The organism is Aliiglaciecola lipolytica (genome assembly GCF_018860635.1).
Taxonomy (GTDB): domain Bacteria; phylum Pseudomonadota; class Gammaproteobacteria; order Enterobacterales; family Alteromonadaceae; genus Aliiglaciecola; species Aliiglaciecola lipolytica_A.
Genome location: NZ_JAHKPT010000025.1, coordinates 63009 through 87330, shown reverse-complemented (window position 1 = coordinate 87330; position 24322 = coordinate 63009). Strand labels below are relative to the sequence as shown.

Annotated in this window: 23 protein-coding genes; 6 read left to right on the top strand and 17 right to left on the bottom strand. The window is 40.9% G+C overall.

The window, feature by feature from the left end; translation table 11 throughout:
* Positions 1-41 precede the first annotated feature (41 nt).
* From parC to KO530_RS12785, 3 genes are all read left to right on the top strand, one after another.
* Positions 42-2348 carry a DNA topoisomerase IV subunit A gene (gene parC / locus KO530_RS12795; RefSeq protein ID WP_216048835.1) on the top strand — a complete coding sequence of 769 codons (2307 nt, stop codon included), beginning with the start codon at positions 42-44 and terminating at the stop codon, positions 2346-2348.
* Between the two features lie 17 nt (positions 2349-2365).
* A complete protein-coding gene (locus KO530_RS12790) occupies positions 2366-2803 on the top strand; it encodes a hypothetical protein (protein ID WP_216048834.1) in 438 nt (145 codons plus the stop codon).
* Between the two features lie 164 nt (positions 2804-2967).
* The gene (locus KO530_RS12785) at positions 2968-4920 is read left to right on the top strand and encodes a RecQ family ATP-dependent DNA helicase (RefSeq protein WP_216048833.1); all 1953 of its coding nucleotides are present in this window, start codon (positions 2968-2970) and stop codon (positions 4918-4920) included.
* Between the two features lie 35 nt (positions 4921-4955).
* On the opposite strand, the gene KO530_RS12780 is transcribed toward KO530_RS12785, so the two are convergent.
* The 8 genes from KO530_RS12780 to rpe form a co-directional block, all read right to left on the bottom strand.
* Complete coding sequence (locus tag KO530_RS12780) at positions 4956-5768, bottom strand: DUF1338 domain-containing protein (RefSeq protein ID WP_216048832.1); 813 nt, start codon at positions 5766-5768, stop codon at positions 4956-4958.
* A gap of 67 nt (positions 5769-5835) precedes the next feature.
* Complete coding sequence (gene astD / locus KO530_RS12775) at positions 5836-7308, bottom strand: succinylglutamate-semialdehyde dehydrogenase (RefSeq protein WP_216048831.1); 1473 nt, start codon at positions 7306-7308, stop codon at positions 5836-5838.
* Positions 7309-7331: 23 nt separating this feature from the next.
* Positions 7332-8363 carry an arginine N-succinyltransferase gene (gene astA / locus KO530_RS12770; protein WP_216048830.1) on the bottom strand — a complete coding sequence of 344 codons (1032 nt, stop codon included), beginning with the start codon at positions 8361-8363 and terminating at the stop codon, positions 7332-7334.
* A gap of 34 nt (positions 8364-8397) precedes the next feature.
* Positions 8398-9603 carry an aspartate aminotransferase family protein gene (locus KO530_RS12765; RefSeq protein WP_216048829.1) on the bottom strand — a complete coding sequence of 402 codons (1206 nt, stop codon included), beginning with the start codon at positions 9601-9603 and terminating at the stop codon, positions 8398-8400.
* A 457-nt stretch (positions 9604-10060) separates the two neighbouring features.
* Positions 10061-11221 carry an HDOD domain-containing protein gene (locus tag KO530_RS12760; protein ID WP_216048828.1) on the bottom strand — a complete coding sequence of 387 codons (1161 nt, stop codon included), beginning with the start codon at positions 11219-11221 and terminating at the stop codon, positions 10061-10063.
* Positions 11222-11300: 79 nt separating this feature from the next.
* Positions 11301-11909, bottom strand: coding sequence for an anthranilate synthase component II (locus KO530_RS12755; protein WP_216048827.1), 609 nt, complete (start codon positions 11907-11909; stop codon positions 11301-11303).
* Positions 11910-11979: 70 nt separating this feature from the next.
* Positions 11980-12984, bottom strand: coding sequence for a tryptophan--tRNA ligase (trpS, locus tag KO530_RS12750; RefSeq protein WP_216048826.1), 1005 nt, complete (start codon positions 12982-12984; stop codon positions 11980-11982).
* Positions 12985-13020: 36 nt separating this feature from the next.
* Positions 13021-13698: a ribulose-phosphate 3-epimerase gene (gene rpe, locus KO530_RS12745; protein WP_216048825.1), complete on the bottom strand. Its 678-nt coding sequence runs from the start codon at positions 13696-13698 to the stop codon at positions 13021-13023.
* 319 nt (positions 13699-14017) lie between these two features.
* On the opposite strand from rpe, the gene KO530_RS12740 reads away from it, so the two are divergent.
* The 3 genes from KO530_RS12740 (at position 14018) to KO530_RS12730 (ending at position 15412) form a co-directional block, all read left to right on the top strand.
* Positions 14018-14698, top strand: a complete 681-nt coding sequence (locus KO530_RS12740; RefSeq protein ID WP_216048824.1) for a TorF family putative porin — start codon at positions 14018-14020, stop codon at positions 14696-14698.
* Between the two features lie 210 nt (positions 14699-14908).
* Positions 14909-15211: a hypothetical protein gene (locus KO530_RS12735; protein WP_216048823.1), complete on the top strand. Its 303-nt coding sequence runs from the start codon at positions 14909-14911 to the stop codon at positions 15209-15211.
* The gene (locus tag KO530_RS12730; protein ID WP_216048822.1) at positions 15212-15412 is read left to right on the top strand and encodes a DUF2970 domain-containing protein; all 201 of its coding nucleotides are present in this window, start codon (positions 15212-15214) and stop codon (positions 15410-15412) included.
* A gap of 33 nt (positions 15413-15445) precedes the next feature.
* Here the strand turns inward: KO530_RS12730 and KO530_RS12725 are convergent, their stop codons facing one another.
* The 9 genes from KO530_RS12725 to pilM form a co-directional block, all read right to left on the bottom strand.
* Positions 15446-16264: a Dam family site-specific DNA-(adenine-N6)-methyltransferase gene (locus KO530_RS12725; protein ID WP_216048821.1), complete on the bottom strand. Its 819-nt coding sequence runs from the start codon at positions 16262-16264 to the stop codon at positions 15446-15448.
* A 29-nt stretch (positions 16265-16293) separates the two neighbouring features.
* Positions 16294-17652, bottom strand: a complete 1359-nt coding sequence (locus tag KO530_RS12720; protein ID WP_216048820.1) for an SPOR domain-containing protein — start codon at positions 17650-17652, stop codon at positions 16294-16296.
* Positions 17653-17663: 11 nt separating this feature from the next.
* Positions 17664-18734, bottom strand: coding sequence for a 3-dehydroquinate synthase (aroB, locus tag KO530_RS12715; protein ID WP_216048819.1), 1071 nt, complete (start codon positions 18732-18734; stop codon positions 17664-17666).
* Positions 18735-18766: 32 nt separating this feature from the next.
* On the bottom strand, positions 18767-19282 hold the full coding sequence (gene aroK, locus KO530_RS12710; RefSeq protein WP_216049198.1) for a shikimate kinase AroK: 516 nt from the start codon (positions 19280-19282) through the stop codon (positions 18767-18769).
* 494 nt (positions 19283-19776) lie between these two features.
* Entirely contained in the window at positions 19777-21537 is a 1761-nt protein-coding gene (locus tag KO530_RS12705) for a type IV pilus secretin PilQ (RefSeq protein ID WP_216048818.1), read from the bottom strand.
* On the bottom strand, positions 21530-22066 hold the full coding sequence (locus KO530_RS12700) for a pilus assembly protein PilP (RefSeq protein WP_216048817.1): 537 nt from the start codon (positions 22064-22066) through the stop codon (positions 21530-21532). The genes KO530_RS12705 and KO530_RS12700 overlap by 8 nt, the downstream gene beginning before the upstream one ends.
* Entirely contained in the window at positions 22063-22662 is a 600-nt protein-coding gene (locus tag KO530_RS12695) for a type 4a pilus biogenesis protein PilO (RefSeq protein ID WP_216048816.1), read from the bottom strand. The genes KO530_RS12700 and KO530_RS12695 overlap by 4 nt, the downstream gene beginning before the upstream one ends.
* Positions 22659-23243 (bottom strand): PilN domain-containing protein, encoded by a 585-nt coding sequence (locus KO530_RS12690; protein WP_216048815.1) that lies wholly within the window; start codon positions 23241-23243, stop codon positions 22659-22661. Before KO530_RS12690 ends, KO530_RS12695 begins: the two co-directional genes overlap by 4 nt.
* Positions 23231-24295: a type IV pilus assembly protein PilM gene (pilM, locus tag KO530_RS12685; RefSeq protein WP_216049197.1), complete on the bottom strand. Its 1065-nt coding sequence runs from the start codon at positions 24293-24295 to the stop codon at positions 23231-23233. The genes KO530_RS12690 and pilM overlap by 13 nt, the downstream gene beginning before the upstream one ends.
* Positions 24296-24322 lie beyond the last annotated feature (27 nt).

Genomic DNA, 24322 nt, shown 5'->3' with positions numbered 1-24322 from the left:
TTTATTCTTGTCGCATTGAAAATGGCCTGCACAAATATACTATGAGTGAAGATACAATTATCAACAAAGATGGTTCAGAGCAGCTCGCACTGAGTCGTTTTACCGAAGATGCATATTTAAATTATTCGATGTACGTGATCATGGATCGTGCTTTGCCTCACATTGGTGATGGTCTCAAGCCGGTGCAACGACGAATTGTTTACGCGATGTCTGAATTGGGGTTGAGTGCCTCAGCTAAATATAAAAAATCTGCCAGAACCGTAGGTGACGTGTTAGGTAAGTTTCATCCCCATGGTGATTCCGCATGTTACGAAGCCATGGTGTTAATGGCTCAGCCTTTTTCTTATCGTTATCCCTTGGTTGATGGGCAAGGAAATTGGGGGGCACCAGATGACCCAAAATCTTTTGCTGCGATGCGTTATACCGAGTCGCGTTTATCTAAATTCAGTGAAGTATTGCTCAGTGAGCTTGGTCAAGGCACAGTTGATTGGCAACCGAATTTTGATGGCACTATGGATGAGCCTAAGGTATTGCCCGCTCGTCTTCCTCATATTTTACTGAATGGCGTTACCGGTATCGCTGTGGGCATGGCCACTGACATCCCACCGCATAATGTGCGAGAAGTGGCCAATGCCTGTGCGCTGTTACTTGATAATAGTAAAGCCGAACTGCAAGATATAATGGAACATATTCAAGGTCCTGATTATCCAACCGAAGCGGAAATCATTACGCCTAGAGAAGATATTTCTAAGCTTTATGAAACAGGACGAGGCTCAATAAAAATGCGCGCTGTTTACCATGATGAAAGTGGTGATATCGTAATTACAGCATTGCCTCATCAAGCATCTGGCGGAAAAATTCTCGAACAAATAGCGCATCAAATGCAAGCGAAAAAGTTGCCAATGGTGAGTGATTTAAGGGATGAGTCAGATCACGAAAATCCTACTCGATTGGTGATTACACCCCGTTCTAATCGCGTAGATGTTGAACAGTTAATGCAGCACTTGTTTGCCACTACGGATCTTGAAAAGAACTATCGAGTCAATATCAATATGATTGGCTTGGATGGACGCCCAAAAGTTAAAGACCTACGTACCATTTTAAGTGAATGGCTGGTTTTCCGAAAAGACACTGTGGTCAGACGATTACAGTATCGTTTGGATAAAGTGCTCGCTAGGCTACATATTTTAGAAGGTTTGCTGATAGCATTTTTGAATATTGATGAAGTAATTCGCATTATTCGTTATGAAGAAGAGCCAAAACAGCAGCTTATCAAAACCTTCAATCTATCTGACAAACAAGCTGAAGCAATTTTAGAACTTAAGTTGCGCCATTTGGCCAAACTTGAAGAGTTTAAAATTAAATCTGAGCAAGAAGAGCTTGCAAAAGAACGAGATGAACTACAATTATTGTTAGGTTCAGATCGACGTCTAAAAACGTTAATCAAGAAAGAAATTCTATCGGATGCAGAAAAGTATGGTGACGATAGACGTTCCCCACTGGTTTTGCGCGAAGAAGCTAAAGCCTTATCCGACAAAGAATTAGTTCCTTCTGAAGCCGTAACCGTAGTGTTATCCGACAAAGGATGGGCACGTTGTGCAAAAGGCCATGATGTGGACGTCGAAGGATTAAGTTATAAAGCCGGAGACGTATATCTTGCCAGTGCCAAAGGTCGAAGTAATCAACAGGCCGTTTTCCTCGATAGTTCCGGGCGAACCTTTGCTTGTGATGCACATACATTACCTTCTGCGCGAAGTCAGGGAGAGCCGTTAACTGGGCGCTTCAGTGTCGTCGGTGGTGAGACGTTTCAGCATGTAATTATGGCCTCAGATGATCAACGATATCTAATTTCGTCCGATGCCGGTTATGGTTTTGTAGGTAAGTTCGCCGACATGGTTAGCAAGAACAAAGCAGGTAAAGCCTATATCTCGTTACCGGTTGGAGCAAAAGTGATTAAGCCGCAAACGGTTTCTAATATTGAAACTGATTGGTGTATGGCGATATCGAATGAAGGTCGAATGTTAATGTTTCCATTGCGTGATTTACCAAGTCTTGGTAAAGGTAAGGGCAATAAAATAATCAATATTCCGTCCGCAAAAGCAAAAACCAGAGAGGAATATGTCACTGTTCTGACAGTAGTGCCAGACGGTGCTAGTGTGAAAATTATCGCAGGTAAACGTGGTATGACGCTTAGCGCCGCTGACCTCGTTCACTATCAAGGCGAAAGAGGTCGAAGGGGCAACAAACTCCCTCGCGGTTTACAGAGGGTCGATAGCGTTGAGGTAGAATTTGAAGGAACTTCAGCTGACCTTGCATCAGACGAGCAAGACACAGAAGGTAACTCATAGCGTGAAAGGAGAAAGCAGTGCAAGCACCACAAATGAATCCACCACCAAAATGGTTTTGGATTGTTGTAGGGGTTTTGTTAGCTTGGAATCTGTTAGGTGTGATGGCCTTTATTCAACAGGTAACATTAAGCCCTGAGCAAATAAATTTAATGCCGCCAGCAGAGCAAAGGTTGCATTTGGAACAGCCATTTTGGGTATTGTTAGCGTTTGCCTTTGCGGTGTTTGGTGGAACGTTAGGCTGTGTAACCTTATTACTTAAAAAGTCGTTTGCGCGAGTTATTTTCTGGATGTCATTTGTGGGTGTATTGGCACAAATGGGACACTCGTTTTTTATCTCGAATGCATTAGACGTTTACGGGCCTGGCGCTGCAGTTATGCCAATTATGATACTCATAGTTTCAATCTTTTTAATTTGGTTTTCGGGTAAAGCCATTGTCAAAGGCTGGATCGTTTAATCAAGCTTTGACTGCGCTTAATTATTCGGCTTAGGTACAGATTTTTGGCCACAAATTGCATATTCTCATACCAGATCCTACTATCAATTTAGACGATATTCAGTCGCTAGAGGTTTATACCATCGGGCAATGAAAAGAATATTTAATCAACTAGGAAGTCTCAATTGAAACAGGAATTAGTCTCGTCTCTTAAACAACACTTTGGTTTTGATGATTTTAGGAACGGACAACTTCCGGTAATCGAGACCATTTTAAATAACCACTCTTGCTTGGCCATATTCCCCACCGGATCAGGTAAGTCCTTGTGCTATCAGTTTAGTGCATTACAACTACCGAATTTAACTTTGGTGGTGTCTCCTTTACTTGCCCTAATGCAAGACCAGCTAGACTTTTTATTGGCGCGAAATATTGCAGCCGCCAAAGTCGACTCAACCTTAAGTTATGCGCAAAACCAACAAGTGATGCAAGATGCTCGCAGTGGTGCTTTGAAAATATTAATGGTGTCGGTAGAGCGTTTCAAAAACGAACGATTTAGACAATTTATTGAGTCGGTGGATGTGTCATTACTTGTTGTAGATGAAGCGCATTGTATTTCCGAATGGGGACACAATTTTCGTCCGGATTATTTAAAGTTGCCGGATTACCAAAAAGCCTTGAATATTCCTCAGGTTTTACTGCTTACCGCCACGGCCACCGCAAATGTTAAACATGACATGGCAAACAAGTTTGCTATTCAGGCGCAACATATTGTACAAACTGGATTCTATCGTGCAAACCTGAACCTCAAGGTTCTGCACGCTCCTGAAGAGCAAAAAACAGCCATGTTAATGGAGCAACTAGCTAAGCTCAGCGGAGCCGGTATCGTCTATGTTACTTTGCAAAAAGAGGCTGAAGAGTTAGCTTTAGTTTTACGTCAGCAAGGACACAATGCAGTGCCATATCATGCTGGCTTAAAAGACCAGCAACGACAATCTACTCAGCAGCAATTTATGGCTGATCAAATTGATATAGTGGTCGCAACTATTGCATTCGGTATGGGAGTCGACAAATCTAATATACGATTTGTAATTCATTATGAGTTACCCAAATCGATAGAAGCATATAGTCAAGAAATTGGGCGAGCTGGTAGGGACGGCCTAACATCAGAATGTATTACGTTAGCTAATTTGAATAACCTGACTCGCCTTGAAAACTTCGTTTATGCAGATACTCCTGAACTCAACAGTATTGCTAAGGTTATTCAAAATATAAAAGATCTCTGTGCGCTTTCTTCCGCTGGCGATATTAGGTGGGAAACCCAATTAATTCCTTTATCCAACGACACCAATGTTCGCCAACTACCATTAAAGACCTTGTTAGTGCAATTGGAGTTGAGGAAAGTGATTACTCCTCTGTTTGGCTATTTTTCGGAGATCCGTTTTCGGTTTATTGAAGATATTTCGAAAATACTTGCCCGCTTTGATGGCGAACGACGTCAATTTTTAGAGGCTGTATTTGCTGCCAGTCCGATGAAAAAAGTATGGGCAACGCTAGATCAAGCGGAACTGAAAAGCGCCTATCCGCATCCCCGTAACCGTTTGGTTAGCGCGTTGGATTATTTACATGGGCAAGACCTCATTGAATTACAAAGTCAGCGACATACCGATGTTTTCAAAGTCGATGAGACTAAGCTAGCGGACCCTGATTTAACCGAGTCATTATTTGTCTATTTTAAACAAAGAGAATCGGCGGAAATTCAACGGATTGATGATTTGGTGGGGTTTTTCCAAAATAAGCAGTGTTTAAGTCAGACATTAGCCCGTTATTTTGACGACAATAGTTTAACCCAAGCATGTGGACATTGTAGTGTGTGTTTATCGGGTGGAATTAACTTACCCGAAATTATTGATTCTGCTGCGCCTGATCAAGGGCGACTCGAAAAGATATTCGCAGAATTATCCGCTAGTTATACGGCGAAATTTGATGAATCCGTCTCAAGGGTTTTATTTACACGATTTTTGGCGGGCCTTAGCAACCCATATTTGACAAAAATAAAGGCCAGAAACCTAAACGGTTTTGGCCTTTGTCAATCTATGCGTTATCAACAGTTGTTTGCTTTGGTTGAAAAGGTTTGTTAACGCTTACTTACCACCTATCCTAATAAAGATTTGGTTTAAGATTTTTTGGCGTTAGTACTTTCGAAGATCTTATCAGCCGAAGCTGCCACAAAACCTTGATAAAGTTCACCGTTAGGCAATTCGTATCGTTGGGCAAATTCATAAAAACAGCTTGGAATGACCTTGCTGGTATCTGAAAAATTCACCTCAATATGATCAGCCATTGTGGAAGACTGCGCTAGGTAAACCTCTGGGCCACCTTTGATTTCGCCACCTGATGTATTGAGTATAAAACCCGCTTGTTTTAATAGGTCATTTACATCGGTCAATAAGTCTAAATCTTGAAGATGATTGACTGAAACGGTGAAATGGTTGGCGCGATATCCCCACGCAGCCATCCAAGCTGCATATTCAGAAACCTCCAAAAGGGTTTCATATTCGTCACTGGATATTTGCCAATGGGGACCTGAATACAAAAAGTTTTCTTGGCTAGTCGCTTCTTCTGCTACTTGGCTCACCATCTTATGAATGATGTCTTGTATGGGCTTTTCGAACTCGTTCACCAATAATTCGCTAATAAATACTTTGGGTTTGGTGCTTTGTGGATGTTCAAAATGTTTTGCTTTGAGTTTCTTTTGCACAAAGTCATATTGGCCTTTTTCCACATAACCTAAGGCCAAAAAATGCGCCGCAAGTTTATCTAAATTGACAGAGTCTATATCAAAGGTGCGAAACGCGACATGGTCGTTTACTAGCTCAGATTGTCCATTGTATTGCCCTAGCAATTTATGAACTTTTTGTGCAGAAGGGGTAATGTTTATGTAATCCTGCCAAAGATTTGCAAACAAAGTGTCAATATCAGTGTGCATAGCTGCAGCCTATCTCGATTTGGTAAAAGGGCCTGCAACGCATAATGATTACAGGCGGTTAAATAACTTATATGCTTAAGCCAGGACTTAAGGTTCCAGGCAGAGTTACCTGCTCCAATTCCACAGAAGCCACAGGGAAGGCACAATAGTCAGCGGCATAATATGCGCTAGCACGGTGATTACCGCTTTCCCCAATTCCGCCAAATGGCGCGGCACTGCTTGCACCGGTAATCGGTCTATTCCAATTTACAATACCTGCACGTATGCGTTTGAAAAAGTGCTGATAGTCCGCTTCACTGTCGCCGATAAAACCTGCACTTAATCCGAATTTGGTGTTATTTGCTGACGCAATTGCTTGGTCAAAATCGTCATATCGAATTACTTTCAAAAGAGGTCCGAAATGTTCTTCATCAGGCATCTCATCAAACATAGAAGTAACATCGAGAATCCCCGGTGTGACGAAGCCTGTTGCTGTATCCATATGCTTTAGTTTGACTAATTCAGTTGCACCTAAATCAACTAATTGTTGCTGTGCTTTAACCATTCCAGCGGCCGCATTAGCAGAAATCATTGCGCCCATAAATGGCTGTATTTCGGCATCATAATGGTCAACTTTGATGTTTTTGGTAACCTCAATTAGCTTGGCTAGAATTGCGTCGCCCTGTTCACCGTTTTGAATAAACAACCGACGGGCGCAGGTACAACGTTGTCCAGACGTGACAAATGCCGATTGAACAATGTCGTGGACTACAGCGTTAATGTCTTTTGCATCTTTTACGATAAGGGGGTTATTACCACCCATCTCCAAGGCTAATATTTTACCCGGATGACCTGCAAATTGTTCATGTAAAATTTTGCCAGTACGCGAACTTCCTGTGAAAAACAGGCCATCAATATCAGCATGGCTTGCTAAAGCTTTACCGGTTTCTACTTCGCCTTGTACTAAATTCAAAACCCCTGCAGGTAAACCCGCTTGCTGCCAGAGTTTCACCATTTTCTGAGCCACCAAAGGGGTCAGATCACTAGGTTTGAATACTATGCTATTACCGGCAATGAGCGCAGGAACTATATGTCCATTAGGAAGGTGGCCTGGGAAATTATACGGACCAAAAACTGCTACTACACCATGGGGTTTGTGGCGAATAAACGCCTTGCCCACAGGCATTGGATTTTCAACTGTACCCGTGCGATCTTGATACGCTCGTTCTGATATCGCAATTTTGCCAACCATCGCACCTACCTCAGTCGCCGTTTCCCATAACGGTTTTCCCGTTTCTTGAGCAATGGTTAATGCTAAGTCTTGTTTGTTTTCAGTAAGTAGTTCTGCATACCGTTTAACAATTTCCAGACGGCCCTCAAGGGGTAAATCACTCCAGCTTAAAAACGCGTTTCGGGCAGCTTTTACTGCCGCATCTATTTGTTGCGGCGAAGCAGATTTTGCTTGCCAAATAATGGTGTTTTTAGCGGGATCAATTGATTCAATATCGTGACCTTCACCTAGGTGCCACTCACCTGCAATATAGTGGGCTTGTGTCGTCATACATAATTCCTATGGCTGGGTTATTAAATTATTTTGGTTGGCGCATATCGTATATGGTCATTTTCAACGACCATTAACGCTGCAGCGCTTTCGGGAGAGATATACGCAAAGTTGTTGTCGTTATCTACATAGACTTCCGTGGTAATTGCTCTGAAGTCTTTTACCTTAGTATTAATTACGTAGCATAAAGCGCCATCAGCGGCTTTTTGCTGGTCAATTTTAATCGGCAGCTTACGACTAGCTTGGGCGGTTCTAATGTGTTGGATATTGGCTTCTACTGTTGGGCCACCATCAAAAATGTCCACATAGCCACGGCTAATAAACCCTTCTTGTTGCAAAAGCTGTAAAGCAGGACGAGTTTTTTCATGAACTTGACCGATAACCGCTTGCGCCGCTTTGCTCAACAAACTGACATAAATTGGGTATTTGGGCATTAATTCGGCAATGAAGACTTTGTCTCCAATGCCGGTTAAATAATCCGCAGTGGGGAAGTCCATTGAAAAGAAATGTTCTTCCAGCCATTGCCAAAATGGAGAGGTGCCGTTTTCGTCACTTACTCCACGCATTTCAGCAATTACTGTTTCTGAAAACCGAGTTTGATGCTCTAACATAAATAAAAATCGAAATTTTGACAGCAATCGACCATTACTGCCTTTACGAGCATTTTCTTTGAGAAACAAAGTGCATATTTCAGACACACCTGTGTAGTCGTTACAAAGCGTTAAAATATCCACAGTGTTGTGGATTTTAAGCTCACGAGAAGCATGCACTACTTTGCCACAATGATAGTGGTAAAAAGAGTCTTCTAGGCCGACTGTCGCAGCAATGCCACTGGTACCGACTACTTCATTTGTATCGGTATCTTCCATGACGAATAAATAGCTTTGATTAGCGGGTTTATCGACTTTCTCTCGAAAAGCAATTTCAGATTGTTCTATTTTGCGTCGTAACAAAGCCTCGTTTACAGGCAGTGATGTAAAACCAATACCTGACTCAACAGCAATATCATACAAGGCATCATAATCATTTAACGCAATAGGACGGATCACTTTCATAATAGCGTGCTCACTTTACTGGTTGCGTTTTAGCTTAGCTATTTACAACATGCTCAATGGCACGTTCAAAACGCGCTAAACCTTCGGCGATATCTTCATCAGGGATGACTAATGAAGGTGCAAATCGCACAACATTTGCGCCAGCAACTAGGCACATCATATTGTTAGCAGCAGAAGCCACTAAAAAGTCTCTTGCTTTACCGTGATATTGTTCATTCAGGGCACAACCAATTAATAAACCTTGGCCGCGAATTTCACTGAATACATTGAACTTTTGATTAATTTTTTCTAAACCATCGCGGAATAGTTTTTCTTTACGCTTAACGTCTTGCAGAACCGCTGGCGTGTTAACAATGTCTAAAACTTTTTCTGCAACTGCACAAGCTAATGGGTTACCACCGTAAGTACTTCCGTGCGTGCCGACTTTCAAGCTAGCCGCTATTTCAGAGGTGGTTAGCATTGCACCGATTGGGAAACCGCCGCCTAATGATTTTGCCGTTGTGAGGATGTCAGGGACGACGTTTAAGCCCATATATGCGTATAAATGTCCTGTACGGCCAACGCCCGATTGCACTTCATCAAAAATAAGTAATGCGTTGTGTTCAGAACATAAAGCCCGCACGCCTTCTACAAATTCTTGGCTAGAACTGATTACTCCACCTTCACCTTGCAAAGGTTCCATAATCACGGCGCAGGTTTTATCCGAGATAATGTCTTTAAGTGCATCAAGGTTGTTGAAATCCACATGCTCAACAGCACCTGGTTTAGGACCAAAACCATCAGAATAAGCTGATTGACCGCCAACAGTTACGGTGAAAAATGTACGTCCGTGAAAACCCTGATTAAAAGCGATGATTTGATTTTTGTCTTCACCAAAATGCTCTAGTGCGTAGCGTCTAGCTAGTTTCAGTGCAGCCTCGTTTGCTTCTGCACCTGAATTTGCAAAGTAAACTTTATCAGCGAAGGTAGCGTGAGTTAATTTTTTACCTAAGCGAAGAGCCGGTTCATTGGTGAATACGTTACTGACATGCCACAATTTTTCGCCTTGTTCTTTCAAGGTGGCGACTAAATCAGGATGGCAATGGCCTAATACGTTCACAGCGATACCACCGGCAAAGTCTATGTATTCTTTTCCTTCCTGATCCCAAACTCGAGATCCTTGACCTTTTACAGGAACAATTGCCGCTGGGTTGTAATTGGGAACCATAACTTCGTCAAACGTTGCGCGTGTTACTTGCATTCTTTACCTCACTTAAAATTCTGGACGTCTATTTTCACTTGTGATTAATACTGGGTTGGTCACCAAAAAATACTTGCCGAACGACCAATTTGGACTGCGCATTGTGTCAGATTTTATTCAATCTGTCTCTAGGGTAAACGCCGAAAACCCTTAAATTTAAAGGGATGCGGCTAATTTTGCAGGAATAGTGAATAACTATTTAAACTAAGCAATCTGCTGTTTATGCATAAAATTGTGCTACGCCATACAATTTTATGCATCTCTAAAATTGTCTATGGATAGCCGCTTTTGAGGCTGAACTGTTTTGATTAAATTTACTTACAGCGAAATTAGATTCTAACTAGAATTGAGAGTTTATCTAATTCACAAGATCATAAAGCAATCATGATAGTTGCATGAATATGTAAAAAAAATTTTAAAAATTATGGGGATAAACGAATTTACTGAGACGTTTTGATTATTTTTCATCCAAAATTATATCAAAATCTCGCAAATTAGTTTTCTTCAATTCGCCCAAAGCACCTTTAGGAAAGCAAAATTGACGTAGATATATTTTTGCTTCGTCTAAGGAAATCAACTTATTCGATTTAAGAGTTCGATATCGATTGTAGGCTTCACCTTGGGCTAGTACTTTACCAAATGGAGACATTTCGCCTATTTCTTTGTAGTTAGCAAATTCGTTCATGGCTTCAACAAAAACCAGTCGTTTGAATGGCATCCGCGAAATGAGCTCTGTGCTTAGTGAATAACCATAGGTAGTTAACGCATTGAGTAAAAACGTTTCTGAAGGTACAACTTCCCCCAACGCAAAATGTTCATCTCTCTTGCGCTCATTTTGCGCTTCGAGTACCGCTTCTCTGTGCACCTGCTCAAATAATTTAAAAAATAGGCGCACTATTACTATTTTACCGAAGTCATGGAATAACCCCAGTAGAAAGGCATTATAACTATCTAGTTTATTCAATTGCGCTAACTTTTTACATGACATCGCTGTACCAATAGACGCATCCATCATTTGCACTTTGATTTTTGGAAAAGGATCGGTAATTTGCGGTAAACAACGTCGAAATGCTATGGAAGGGATCAGCATCTTAATATTCTCAACGCCTAGATAGCTTAACGCGGTTTTTAAACTTTCAACTACAACTACTTTGCCATTTGAGTCTACTCTACGATATTTAGGGGTATTGATAAGCCTAATCAATTCATCATAAAGCCAAGGCATTCCAGCCGCTATAGGTTCAATTTTGCTGATGGAAGTTGATTTGGCCGCCAGCGAATCAAGTAGTGCGGGCAGGTTGTGGTCAAAGCCTAACACTTCGTTGAATAGTTTATCAGTATCTTCGAGTTGAGCTTCTAAGCGCTTGATAACCTCATTATGAACCATGTTTTGGATATCTTGCACATAGTTAGTGTGAGAACGTCGATTGAGCTCTTTATCATGTCTAGCTTGTTTCTCAACTTGCAGCAGTGTGCGCTGAGCTTCACTATTCGCGGGCAATTCAACATCCTTTGTTTCTGTACCTGCTCCCATATGCTGCTGGGCTAATTTTAGGCTAATAGTCAGGTAATCAAAGCGTAGGTTGATTTCGTTTTTTAATGCCAAAAGTTCGCTCATTGATTCTTCTTATTGCCGTTGAATTAGGTTTGGGATGTACTATTGTAAATTAGCAGACTTGTAGAGTTGAAAAAACACTTTAAATAGTTTCGTTTGTAGCTAACCACCATCTATCGGCAATCTTAACAAAATTACTTAATAATTTATGCCCTACTTTAGTTAAAAGTGACTCAGGGTGGAACTGCATGCCCATTAATGGCCAAATTTTGTGCTCTATCGCCATAGGTTCGAACTGGCTAAATTCTTCACACCAAGCGGTAATATCAAACTCTTTCGGTAATGAATCGCAATTCAGTATCAAAGAATGATAACGAGTGGCAATAAATGGGTCTTCAATATTTTCGAAAAGGGGGGTTGAGTTATGGCGAATACTGGAGGTTTTACCGTGCATTATGTGTTCGGCCACTTCCACTTTTGCACCGAATATTTGTCCGATTGCTTGATGTCCTAAACAAACCCCAAGAATAGGGATCTTGCCTGCAAAAGTGCGAATAGCTTCTAGTGTGACTCCCGCTTCATTGGGCGTGCAAGGCCCAGGGGAGAAAACCAAATATTGCGGTGCAAGTTGGGCAATTTGCTCACAGGTTATCTGGTCATTTCTCACTACCTGCACTTCGACATTCAATTCTCGGAAATAACGAGCAAGGTTATGAGTAAAAGAATCATAGTTATCGATCAACAATAGCATGACAATTTACTTTCCAAAAAAGGATTACCCGCAGAACCGTAACTTTCCAAAAATGTTTTCCTAATCAGCGCTAAGGCTTTGGTATAAATCCAACTGCTTGGTAAACTTTTTGAATCATTACAGAGGCACGAGCACTGGCTTTTTCAGCTCCATCTCGCATAACCGTATTCAAATAGTCTTGGTCTGAACGTATTTCGTGGAACTTAGCTTGAATAGGTTCTAGCAACGCAACAACCGCATCGGCCACATCACCTTTTAAATGACCATACATTTTGTCTTCGTATTCAGGTACTAAGCTATCAATGCTTTTACCTGTTGCACAGGACAATAACGATAATAAATTGGAAACCCCAGGTTTTTCCTGTTTGTCGAAATAAATGCGCGCCTGCTCATCTGAATCCGTTACTGCACGCTTAATTTTCTTACTAATCTTTTTAGTATCTTCTAATAAGCCAACAAAGTTATTAGGATTCGAATCAGATTTCGACATCTTACTGCTTGGATCCTGAAGACTCATTATGCGGGCACCAAACTCAGGGATAAATGGGTCTGGGATCGTAAACACGTCGCCATATAAGTTGTTGAAACGTGTGGCCACATCGCGGGTAAGTTCTAAATGTTGCTTTTGATCATCACCTACAGGTACTTTATTTGGCTGGTACAATAAAATATCAGCAGCCATAAGAGCAGGGTAGGTCAATAAGCCAGCGTTAACGTTAGCCACATTTTTAGCTGATTTATCTTTGAATTGAGTCATCCTGTTCAATTCACCCATTTGCGTATAGCAATTAAGCACCCAAGCCAATTGGGCGTGCTCTGGCACATGGGACTGCATGAAAATGGTACTCTGACTTGGATCTATTCCACAAGCTAAGTATAAAGATAAACCGTCTAAACAAGCGTTGTAGAGGGCTTTAGGATCTTGACGCACTGTAATTGCATGCATATCGACAATCATATACAAACAATCATTATCTTGTTGCATATCGACCCATTGGCGCAATGCGCCCATATAGTTTCCTATAGTCAGTTGTCCAGACGGCTGACAACCACTTAATACAATTGGTTTACTCATATTATAAAATTATCTTCTTAAAGGTTAGAAACACGCTTAAGCCATATTCACTTTGCTTAATTCTGCGCGCATTTGGTCTATGACGTGTTTGTAATCTGGCTGATTAAATATGGCTGAGCCAGCAACAAAAGTATCGGCCCCTGCTTCAGCGATGCTGCGAATATTATCGACTTTTACGCCGCCGTCAATTTGAATTCGAATTTGTTTACCCGATGCTTGTACCCTTTGTTTAACAGATCTGATTTTATCCAGTGTTTGCGGTATGAACTGTTGTCCGCCAAATCCAGGGTTAACTGACATCATTAGAATGAAGTCTAGTTTATCTATTATATGGTCAAGACAATTTAACGGCGTCGCCGGGTTCAGCACTAATCCAACCTCACAGCCACTTTCGATAACTAATTGCACACTTCTATCTAAATGCTTTGTTGCTTCAGGGTGGAAACTGATTCGATTTGCGCCAGCTTTGGCGAAGTCTTCAATCATCTGATCAACAGGCTCTACCATTAAATGCACATCAATCGGCTTTGTTACGCCGTGTTTCACCAATGACTCACACACTAACGGACCTACCGTTAAGTTTGGAACGTAATGGTTATCCATCACATCGAAGTGGACTAGATCTGCACCAGCTTCTATCACACTATCCACTTCGTTTCCTAAACAAGCAAAATTAGCGGAAAGGATAGAAGGAGCAATTAAAAAAGGACTCATGAACTTCTCCAAAAAAATTTGACGATAGTGTAAAGAAAAATGGTTTATGAAAAAAGCGCTAGCGCTCTCAAAGTGGTGCACCAGATTGGTGCTGAAGAACTAATCTGGTGCTTCAATATCACCATAGGTTGCTTTTCAATATAAACTTTATTTATTGATAATTAAATTTTATTAATAAGAAACAATAAGTTACGTTCTTGTAAAGATTGTATAAATAAGCGGCATCAGAATTGCCTTATTGATGCCAGCGACAAAAATAAAATAATAATAATAATAAAAATTAAAACATTGAAAACAATATAAATTTCGGAGAACACATATGAAAACGTTGAAATTGGCCGCATTGGCTGTTGCTGTACTTTCTGCAACCAGTTTTAGTTCCTTAGTTCAGGCTGAGGTTTCAGCTAACTTTGGTGCAACAAGTAACTACATTTGGCGTGGTATGAGTCAAAGCTCTAACGATGTATCCGTTTCTGGCGGTATCGACTACTCAGATGAAAGTGGTTTTTATGCGGGTACTTGGGTTGGTTCAATTGACTGGGGTAACGGTGATGGCACTGAAAACGACTTCTACTTAGGTTACGGCGGTGAGTCTGGTGACTTCGGTTATGATGTTGGTTACATTTATTACATGTATCCTGCAACGGGTTTTGAAGATTCTGATTTCGGCGAAATTTATTTCAACGGTACATACAAAGCGTTTTCTTTTGGCGTAGCTTACACAGTAAACAGTCAATATGACGACGATGCACCTTATGGAACAGGTGACCTTTACTACAGCGTAGGCTATGGTATTGATCTTCCGAATGAATTTGGTCTTGGTTTAACATACGGTTATTATGACTTTGACAGTGATGACGAAGTATACGGCGATGTTGATTTTGGTCACTTCCAAATTGATCTATCTAAAGGTGATTTTACATTGAGCCTTTCAAAAGCAGATGATGAATCAGGTGATGACGATACTAAATTCGTTGTTAGCTGGGGTACATCGTTCTAATTTATTAGTTAAATTGAAACGCCTTAAGAGCCAACTTTCGAGTTGGCTTTTTTGCGTTTATGGTTAAATAAAGCTGCTTTGAAATGAATGTAGGTTGTCGTAAATTCTAAATACTTAGGACAAGCGACATAAAATTGGGATAAAAGATAGTTGTTCATTTTATCAACACACGTATAATAGGGCGTAATGGCTTTAATCTAAGGTGGTTACATGAACAGGAAGTTGAAAGCAGTTTTTTCAATTGGTACGGTTATGTTTGGCATGGTTTTTATGCTCAAAACTCAGCTTTCAAACACCGATGATTTCTGCCAAAACATTGATGTAATTGAATTTAATCAAAACCTACCTATCTCACATCCAATTAATCGATGCGCCTCAGCTAATCAGAAAAACGTGAGTTGGACGAGTTGGTTTTCTGGACGATCTGGCTATAAATTCCATTATCTAGACTTGCTAGAGCTACTTTCTAGAGCCGCAGATAACAAGTCTACTGTTCCATCGGGTGCACAGTAATTGTCAAAGCCTAAGCAAAACAACAGCCTTTGGGGCGTTTTTAAAAGCGTCGCTGCCAGTGTTTTTGGTGTGCAATCACACCAAAATTATGAGCATGACTTTCAGCAAAAGTCCTTCGTTCCATTTCTCTTGGTTGGTGTGGTCTTCGTGATTGCGTTAATTCTCGGCTTAGTTGCCGTGGTCAATATCGCGCTCAATTAACCTAACCACTAAACCTACTTGTCATCAGCAGAACTAGGTATAAAGGGCCAGTAGCTCACCCACTTTTACTCTTTTATCGCCTTTTTGACTGATAGTTCGCTTTACCATCAAACTTGTTATATCTGCTTGAGAATAAATTTCTCGGGTAAAAGGTGTATCGTGATTACTTATTAAAACACTGACCGACTTTTTCTTTGCATTATGCTTTGCTAATTTGGCTAACAATAACTGCTCATCTAACGAAAACCCATTCTTGGAATATTGGGTGAAGTTAGCGGTTAAACTAATTGGTGCGTACGGCGGATCGCTATAGATGACATTTCCCGATCTAGCGCGCGCAAAAGTATGTTGAAATGGCTCACAGGTAAAGGTGGCCTTTTGCGATTTTTCAGCAAAATAATATAGTTCTTTTTTCGGGAAATAAGGTGCTTTGTATCGACCAAAAGGCACATTAAATCCGCCAGACAAATTATATCTGCAAAGCCCGTTATAGCCGTGTCGATTTAGATATAAAAACAGAATCGATTTAAAAAATAGATCATCAGAGTGATTAAACTCTTTACGCAATTCGTAGAATCTTTTTTCCTGATTATTCGAGGGGCTAAAAAGCTTTTCAGACTCTTTAATAAAATATTCTGCCTGCGTTTTGATAATAGAGTAAAGGTTTATGAGATCAGGATTGATATCATTCAAAACGTATTGAGGGTATTCGGTGTTTAAGAAAACAGAACCGGCACCAACAAAAGGTTCGATCAACTTGTTACCTTGGGGTAAACGTTGGCAAATTTCGTCAATCAGTCCGTATTTTCCGCCTGCCCATTTCAGAAATGCCCGATTTTTGTTTTTCTTCATGTCCGCTTTTTGGTGTAACTACAACGAGGTTATTGCTGAGGTACTGCCAATTCTACCTTAATTTGTTTAACTGATTTAGCAAAAGGAACTGTTTTGTCAATGCTATCGGGTAAGGAGGCCGTATACTGCCGCGCTTGTTGAACATTGGCAAAGGTTTTTTTGAAAATTACCACATGCCAATCACCACCAAAACGTTGAGTGGTGTATATCCAGCTGGTTTCTTGTAAACCATGCTGAGTTATGAATCTCTCGGCCACGGCTGGGTCGCTCATTGAAGCCAATTGTAAAACGAAAAGGTTATCATCCAATTCAAGAATAGGGTGTTTAGCTGGTGGCAATACTAACTTAGCTTGTTCCGCTTTTGTTGCTCGCTCTTGTTGTTCTGCCTGTTTAGATTGTTTTTCTTGTTTGACCTGTAATTGCTGCTTTTCAACTTCTTGTTGCCAGCTAGTAACAAGCTCTTGAGAATGGTCAACGGGTAACTGTTGTTCGCTGTTTTCTAGCTGCAACGATTGGCTAACTTCATCCTGTTGTTGCTCTATTTGCTCGGTTTTTTCTACGTTAGGTAAGTCACTCTCTAACGGCATATTGTCGTCTAATTGAATAGATTCCAGGGACTGCATAACGTCGATTACTTGCTCTTCTGCAAGCTCGTCAACAGGCTCATCGACAACCGTGTAATGTGGGTCGACAAACTGTTTTATTTCGTTTGGATACTGCCAAAATACCAACATCGAAAAAATACCTAAAAAGACCATTCCTGCTAAAATTTTGAACAGTGGTTTAGTGATTATTGACTCGGATTCAGCGTCGACTGTCGTCTTGAATCGTTGATCAATCTCCGCTCTTTTTTGGCTGATACTTTGACTATAGCTTTGCGTAAATTGATTCGTCGTGACAATTTCAGAGCTCAGTAATATCGGCAAATGTTGATTATCTTTGGCCAAGTTTGACTTCGCCGATTCCGTCCACTCTGGACTACCGAATAACAATACATTTAGATGATGACCTTTTTGCAGGTCCTTATTTTTTAGAACTAAACTCCAAAGTTCGTTTAACAACTTTGTTGATATGTGTTGTGCCGCACAGATACAAAGCAATATTGGACCGGCGTCTTTGGATATGTGCTGAATTAGTTGCTCATCAAGTGGTACGTTGGGCGAAAGAGGGTGGCTGACCAATTGACGGTATATTTCGTTTCTATAATCTGAATCACGAAGTGTGCTCTCACCATTGATAAAAGCAACTTCAGTGTTTTCGTGCTGTTTGGCTATAAATTGCTGTAATGAGGATTGCTGTTGCGACAAACTTTCACAGCTAATAAATATGAGCTGAGACGAGTATGAAACTAAATATTCCAGTCGACTATGCAACTCGTTTATGGCCACAATCCCTTCTCTTAGCTATTCAATATATTTTGTAATATGTCGGGTTCTATATCTTTAGTAACGACGGCTTTGCCAATGGCTGTAGGAATTATGAACCTAATCGCGCCAGATAGCACTTTTTTGTCGTGTTGCATGTGTTGCATGAAAATATCGTAATTCATGTGCTCAGGGGCGTTTATGGGCAGATCAAATAACGCAATAAGCTTAATCATTCGTTCTAAATCTGATTTTGATATCCAATTCTTGTTGTAGGCGACTTCAGCCGCTAGCACCATGCCGCAACCAACGGCCTCACCGTGCAACCAATTGCCATAACCTTGCTCGGCTTCTATAGCATGACCGAAAGTATGACCTAGGTTCAACAGTGCGCGAATACCGTGCTCTTTTTCGTCGTTAGAAACGATCTCAGCTTTTATTTCGCAACAACGGTGTACTACGTATTTCAAATGCTCAGATGAGAGGTCTTTCAAGGCTTGGGCGTTTTCTTCTAACCAACTGAAAAATTCGGCATCGTAAATGATTCCATATTTGATCACTTCGGCCATTCCTGCTGCAAACTCTCTTGCTGGCAGGGTTTTTAAGGTATCGATATCAATGACAACAGATTTCGGCTGATAGAAAGCACCGATCATGTTTTTACCCAAAGGGTGATTAACGGCTGTTTTGCCGCCCACCGATGAGTCCACTTGAGATAGTAGCGTAGTAGGAACTTGAATAAAGGGGATGCCCCGTTGAAAACAGGCCGCAACAAATCCAGTTAAGTCGCCAATTACGCCGCCGCCCAATGCAATCAGCGTTGTGTCTCTTGCCGCATGCTGTTCTAAAAGTTGGGTTGTTACGGCTTCGAATTGAGTAAGGTTTTTGTGTTGTTCACCATCTGGCAAACAAACAACCTTCACGTCTACACCATCTAACGCGCTTAATAACGAATTCAAATAAAGAGGTTCGACGATCTCGTTAGTAACGACTATCGCCTTGCCACTTTGAATTTGGTCTTTAAACGAATCTTTGGAAGTCAGTAAACCTGAATCTATATTGATTGGGTAACTACGCTCACCCAACTCTACTCTAATTGTTGACATGAGCGCACAACCTCTTGTGTGAAACGGTCTTATTAAAGTCCGATTTTATCTATGATTTGGCTAGCGACTGCTCTTGCGCTTTGATCATCAGTATCGACAATATAATCTGCCACTTCCTCATAAAGAGGATTGCGAGATTCTGCAAGTTCGCGTAAAACCATTTCCGGATCATCTTTTTGCAATAAAGGACGGCGCTTGTCTCGTTGAGTACGAGCAACCTGTTTGTCTATGGTTGTTTGCAAATAAACCACAATGCCTCTGGCGGACAAACGATTACGTACATTTTTACTGACAATAGAGCCACCACCGGTCGCTAAAACAATACCTTGTTTGTCAGTCAAATCGTTAATCACGGTCTCTTCTCTAAGCCTAAAACCATCTTCGCCTTCTAAATCAAATATCCACGCGATATCCGCGCCAGTGCGGCGTTCAATTTCCTGATCGGAATCAAAAAACTCAAGATGAAGTTCGTCGGCAAGATGCCTTCCTATCGTGCTTTTGCCAGCCCCCATAGGACCAACAAGAAAAATATTACGCTTTTCTGCCATTTTTGCTTTTATCACAACTTTAGTTAACTGGGGTTTTGCAGCCCAATTTGAATTATTCCAATTACGTAAAAGTCCCATTTAATCAATTAGATAATTAAATAAAATTGACTCGATTCGTTTAAGTAATTGGTCTGAACATGACCTCGTCGAAATTTCGAGAGCGCGATTATCTCAGTTATATGCTGAAATTTGCAAGTTTTGTTGCTTTTAATTTGTTCCAAGATTAAATCTATTGCTGTAAAGATGCCTTATCTGCTTCCATTGTCGCGGTTAACAAACCCTAAAATATGTCAAAAATGGATAAATAAAACAGTAAGCAGGGACAATCTAGCGATTCATACAGAGTCTAATGTTGATTGCGTTAAACTTGAACCTAAATTTGCCAGACACAATCAAAAAATCTCAAAATATTCAATTGACTGGTACATGACTTAGCAGTAAAAAAGGGCAATAACATTGCCCTTAAGTCGTCAAAAATAAAATCGGTGAATTGGTTATAGGGAATCAACCAAAATTTTAGGTGTAACGAAAATCAATAGTTCACGTTTTTCATTTACCTTTTGAGAATTACGGAACAGGCTACCAACAACTGGCAAGTCTCCCAACAGCGGTATCTTAGACACGTCATCAGTTGATGTCTGTTGGAAAATCCCCCCTAGTACAATGGTCTCACCATTTTCTACCAATACCTGAGTGCTGATCTCTTGGGTATCGATTGCTACCGCCGGTCCAGTCGAAGTGGAGACAGTTTCACCGCGAGTATCTTGAGTTACGACCAAATCCAAAATGACACGATTGTCAGGAGTGATATGCGGTGTAACTTTTAAACTTAATACCGCTTTTTTGAATTCTACAGAAGTCGCGCCACTTGATGTTGCTTGTACATAAGGAATTTCAGTACCTTGTTCAATATAGGCTTCCTGCTGATTGGCCACTGTAATTCGTGGGCTAGCAATAATTTCACCTTTATTTTCGGTCTCCAGCGCGCTTAGTTCTAAATCAATGATGGTACCATCGACCAGTCTAGCGATTTGAATTCCAATGCTGCCCGCAGGATTAGAGACTGGGAGATTAACGTTTAACCTATCAGTCAAATCAGGGAATATGCCAGCTGCGATGTCGTTCGCGCCTTCTAACGAGCCAGAAATACCGCCATCGGAAGTGCTGTCACTGATGCCCCATCTAACGCCAAGTTGCTCATCGACATTATCTCGTACGGTAACCATTCTTGACTCGATTAACACCTGTTTGATGGGAATATCCAGAGCTTTTATCAATGCACGAGCTTCCTCAACAGAGGCCGCGGTATCACGTAGCAATACTGTATTGGTGCGCTCATCAATGGTTACTGAGCCTCTTGCACTGAGAATACTGGCATCAGCAGATTTTAGAATCGCTGCCATTTCAGCTGCCTTGGCATAGTTTATTTGAATATTTACCGCGCTCAGAGGTGCTAAATCAGCCACTTGTTGTTTAGATTGTAATTGCTGTGTTTCTCGCGCTGTGAGTTCTTCAGAAGGGGCGATAAGAAGAATATTACCTTCAAGACGTTTGTCTAGGCCTTTAATTTTTAGAATCATCTCAAGAGCTTGATCCCATGGCACCCCAGATAAACTAATGGTTACATTGCCATTTACCGTGTCTGTGGTAACTAAATTGAACCCGTTCACCTGTGCAATAATTTGCAATACTTGTCGAACAGGGACGTCTTGGAAGTCTAATGAAATCGGCTCACCGGTAAAGGCTGATTCGGCTTTACTAGCTTCTGGTTGATCGTCTTTTTCAATTTCAATTACTAACTGATTGCCATTCTTTTTATGGGTAAAGTTAGCTTTGCTGAGTAATTTAAATTCAATTTTACTGCCTTTCGTTTCCTGAAAGGTTTCTATATCGGATACTTGTGTGGCGAAGTCTATGACATCAAGGGTGAATAACTGGTCATCAGCAAGTTTGACCGCAGGCAGGGTTAAAATCAGCTTTTGATTTCCTTGCGATAACTGCATTTGGAAATCAGCATTATTAAAATCTAAAGTGACACGTGCACCGCCGGTTGAATTGCGTTTGAAATTGAGATCGGTCAACTCGGAACGAAAAACACTCGCCACCTTCTTTTCTGGGTCAACTAATACTGGCTGAACTTGTTGGGCCGCTGAATTAAACGAAACGCAAGATATTCCGGCAAGTACTAAACTCAGCCAAATCCAATTATGCTTAGCTTTATTTAGTTTATGATTAAAGATAAAACGTTCAGACATTATTATTTTCTCCTGCCTGTGAAGACATACTCAGTGTTGCTTTATTTTTTTGCCAGCATCCGGCGCCATCAGGCAGCATTTCTTCGATTGAAATATTACCATTGTTGATCGATGTAATTTTTCCGAAGAACAAACCTATGTAGTCTCCTGTCGTGACTTTATGTAACGAACCATCATTGGCTGTTACTAAGGCCCACTGTCGTCCTTGACTGGTAAAAGTACCAGAGATCGTTAGTGCATCTAATCCAAATGCCTCCAATGGACTTTTGGTTCTGTTGAAGTCAGGCTGCAAACAGTTTTCGCGTTTCGCTTCAACCGTTTGTACCGCTACATTTCGAGGTCGCTTAAATGGACTGCGGAGTCCGCCCGCTTTGTATTCAAAAGCAGGTTGGGTTTTAAATTCGGGGTAGGGTTCTATGCTAATAGAGGTGCTTTGCTTAACTTCGACCACATAGGTTACCAAGTCATCCGTTTGCGCCTCACAACCTGCCAGCATGACAACAGCCATTATCAAAACGATTATTTTCATTGGCCTTGCTCCGAAACCGCTGTGCGATATGTCTTGGCTTGAAGTTGTAAACGTAATTCAGAACCCTGTTGAGTGATATCAAAGTTATGTAAAGTCACAATCCGCGGTAATGCTGCAATGTTAGATACAAATTGGCCAAATTCATGGTAATTACCGGTGACTTCCATTTGAATCGGTAATTCAGTATAAAACTCTTTAGGAATTTCTTGTTGCCAGTTAATCAGTTTGAAATTCAATCCTGCAGTCGTGCCCACAAAGGTAATGTCATCAATGAGGCCAGGTGTCTCGTTACTGGTAGGCAGTGATTTTAACATTGACGAAAAGTCAGCTTCTATTCTGGCTAGCTGTTCTTCATAGGCTTTTAGATTAACCGCAATTCTGTATTTAGCGGCAAATGTCTGTTTTAACTCTACTTCTTCGGCTTGGGTTCTATCTAACACAGGTAATTTAGAGGAGATTAATCCGTAATAACCACCGACCGCGACTAAAATCGCTACAAAAAGCGCAACTACGGTTTTCACTTCGAATGGCCAATTCGCGACCTGTTCGAAATCCAGTTCGTTCATCTCTTTGAGTTTATTTACATCAAATTTCATTTTTGACCCTCTGCTGGTGTTTCAGAGAAGTCCGGTGCCACTGAGGAGTTTATGGTAAATGTTAATTTAAACTCGCTGACTGCATCGGGCGCTGAGGTATCAGCCACAATGGATGATAATTCACCCTGACCAAATATCTTTGAATCTTCAATCTTGCGCATAAATGAAGATAGGCGGTTATTCGATTCGCTCACCCCGGATAACTCCACGGTATTGCCTTGACGGGAGAAGGAGCGAAACGAAACACCTGGGGGAACCAAGCGAGCCAGTTCATCAAATACGATAGGCGCAACGTTGCGACTGGTTTGTAATTGTTCAATCAAGGCCATGCGTTGTTCAATGGCTTTCTTGCTGTCTTTAATATCTTTTATTTTGGCTATTTCTGCATCTAAAACCGCGATTTGACCTTGTAGAAAAGCGTTACGTTGGTTTTGGCTGGCAATCTTGCTATCGATTAACATGCCCACCAGATACACAATAATCATCACAAACAGAGCGACTGCAAATAATAGTGTTAAAAAATCTTTTTTCTGTCTCTGTCTAAGCTCTTCTCGCCATGGTAATAGATTTACATGTGACATGGTTTGAAACTCCTAGATGCTAAACCAGCTGCAATCACTAGTTGTGGCGCAACTTTTTGAAAACCTTGCTGTTCAGCTTTTTCAGAGATTTGCATTTGTTCAAATGGGTTGAAAAGGGTGACTTCCACTGCCAATTCACCTTCAAGTGCCGCGGCAATTTCTTCTATATTTGCCCCGCCACCACAAACCATCAAAGATTCTGGCCTCTCAGCGCCAGTTGAACTGATATACATTTGTACTGCTTTGCTGATGTGTTGATTTAAGTTCGCTAAAAATATTGGGAAGGTATCTTCGCGCCATGTTGCAGGTAACTCACCGTTTACTAATTGCTGTTCAGTTTCTGATTTATCTAAGGTATGGATTATGCTGAGATCTTGAATAAGGCTGTTCATACCAAAACTGTGTTCTTTACTATAAATAACTCTGTCATTTTCTACGACACAGAGTTGTAATTGAGAGGCACCAATATTAAAACACAATATTGGTTTATCTGCGGGATATTCAGCGAACTCGATAATTGCATTACCCAAAGCATAATTTTCGATATCGACGATTTTAGGAACAAATTCCACTTCTCTTAATAATGTGATGCGACTATCGACCACATCTTTATGGGCTGCGCTGAGCAACACATCTACTTTACCGATGTGAGTTTTACTCTCACCTAACTCTTCAAAATCCAGATATACTTCCTCTAACGGATAAGGAATTAGACTATCAGATTCGATTTCTATTTGGGTTTCTAACTCGAAGTCCTGTTGATCTGGATCCATATAAACTATTTTACTCAATACCGAACTTCCAGATATCGCGACTACTACATTTTTATTTTTGCTTTTCAGTGACAACTTCACTTTTTTGAGCACATTGCTTATGGCGTCAAAATCTTTTATTTCTCTGTCAGCAAAGGCATTGCCGTTTATCTGCTCACATGCGAAACTCTGCACCTTAGTCTGGTTGCCATCTTGTTCAAACAAAACAGCCTTAACGTACCGTGTACCGATATCGAGACCTATCATTTGTGAAGCTTTTTTCTTGAAAAGTTCTTTCAACACAGTTAGTTCCGAATCATTTTAGTT

Bases quoted from the DNA above. Each gene is read 5' to 3' on its own strand.
- parC (WP_216048835.1), top strand. From the start codon at position 42: ATGAGTGAAGATACAATTATCAACAAAGATGGTTCAGAGCAGCTCGCA.
- KO530_RS12780 (WP_216048832.1), bottom strand. From the start codon at position 5,768: ATGCACACTGATATTGACACTTTGTTTGCAAATCTTTGGCAGGATTAC.
- astD (WP_216048831.1), bottom strand. From the start codon at position 7,308: ATGACGACACAAGCCCACTATATTGCAGGTGAGTGGCACCTAGGTGAA.
- astA (WP_216048830.1), bottom strand. From the start codon at position 8,363: ATGAAAGTGATCCGTCCTATTGCGTTAAATGATTATGATGCCTTGTAT.
- KO530_RS12765 (WP_216048829.1), bottom strand. From the start codon at position 9,603: ATGCAAGTAACACGCGCAACGTTTGACGAAGTTATGGTTCCCAATTAC.
- KO530_RS12760 (WP_216048828.1), bottom strand. From the start codon at position 11,221: ATGAGCGAACTTTTGGCATTAAAAAACGAAATCAACCTACGCTTTGAT.
- KO530_RS12755 (WP_216048827.1), bottom strand. From the start codon at position 11,909: ATGCTATTGTTGATCGATAACTATGATTCTTTTACTCATAACCTTGCT.
- trpS (WP_216048826.1), bottom strand. From the start codon at position 12,984: ATGAGTAAACCAATTGTATTAAGTGGTTGTCAGCCGTCTGGACAACTG.
- rpe (WP_216048825.1), bottom strand. From the start codon at position 13,698: ATGAGTCCTTTTTTAATTGCTCCTTCTATCCTTTCCGCTAATTTTGCT.
- KO530_RS12740 (WP_216048824.1), top strand. From the start codon at position 14,018: ATGAAAACGTTGAAATTGGCCGCATTGGCTGTTGCTGTACTTTCTGCA.
- KO530_RS12735 (WP_216048823.1), top strand. From the start codon at position 14,909: ATGAACAGGAAGTTGAAAGCAGTTTTTTCAATTGGTACGGTTATGTTT.
- KO530_RS12725 (WP_216048821.1), bottom strand. From the start codon at position 16,264: ATGAAGAAAAACAAAAATCGGGCATTTCTGAAATGGGCAGGCGGAAAA.
- aroB (WP_216048819.1), bottom strand. From the start codon at position 18,734: ATGTCAACAATTAGAGTAGAGTTGGGTGAGCGTAGTTACCCAATCAAT.
- aroK (WP_216049198.1), bottom strand. From the start codon at position 19,282: ATGGCAGAAAAGCGTAATATTTTTCTTGTTGGTCCTATGGGGGCTGGC.
- KO530_RS12705 (WP_216048818.1), bottom strand. From the start codon at position 21,537: ATGTCTGAACGTTTTATCTTTAATCATAAACTAAATAAAGCTAAGCAT.
- KO530_RS12700 (WP_216048817.1), bottom strand. From the start codon at position 22,066: ATGAAAATAATCGTTTTGATAATGGCTGTTGTCATGCTGGCAGGTTGT.
- KO530_RS12695 (WP_216048816.1), bottom strand. From the start codon at position 22,662: ATGAAATTTGATGTAAATAAACTCAAAGAGATGAACGAACTGGATTTC.
- KO530_RS12690 (WP_216048815.1), bottom strand. From the start codon at position 23,243: ATGTCACATGTAAATCTATTACCATGGCGAGAAGAGCTTAGACAGAGA.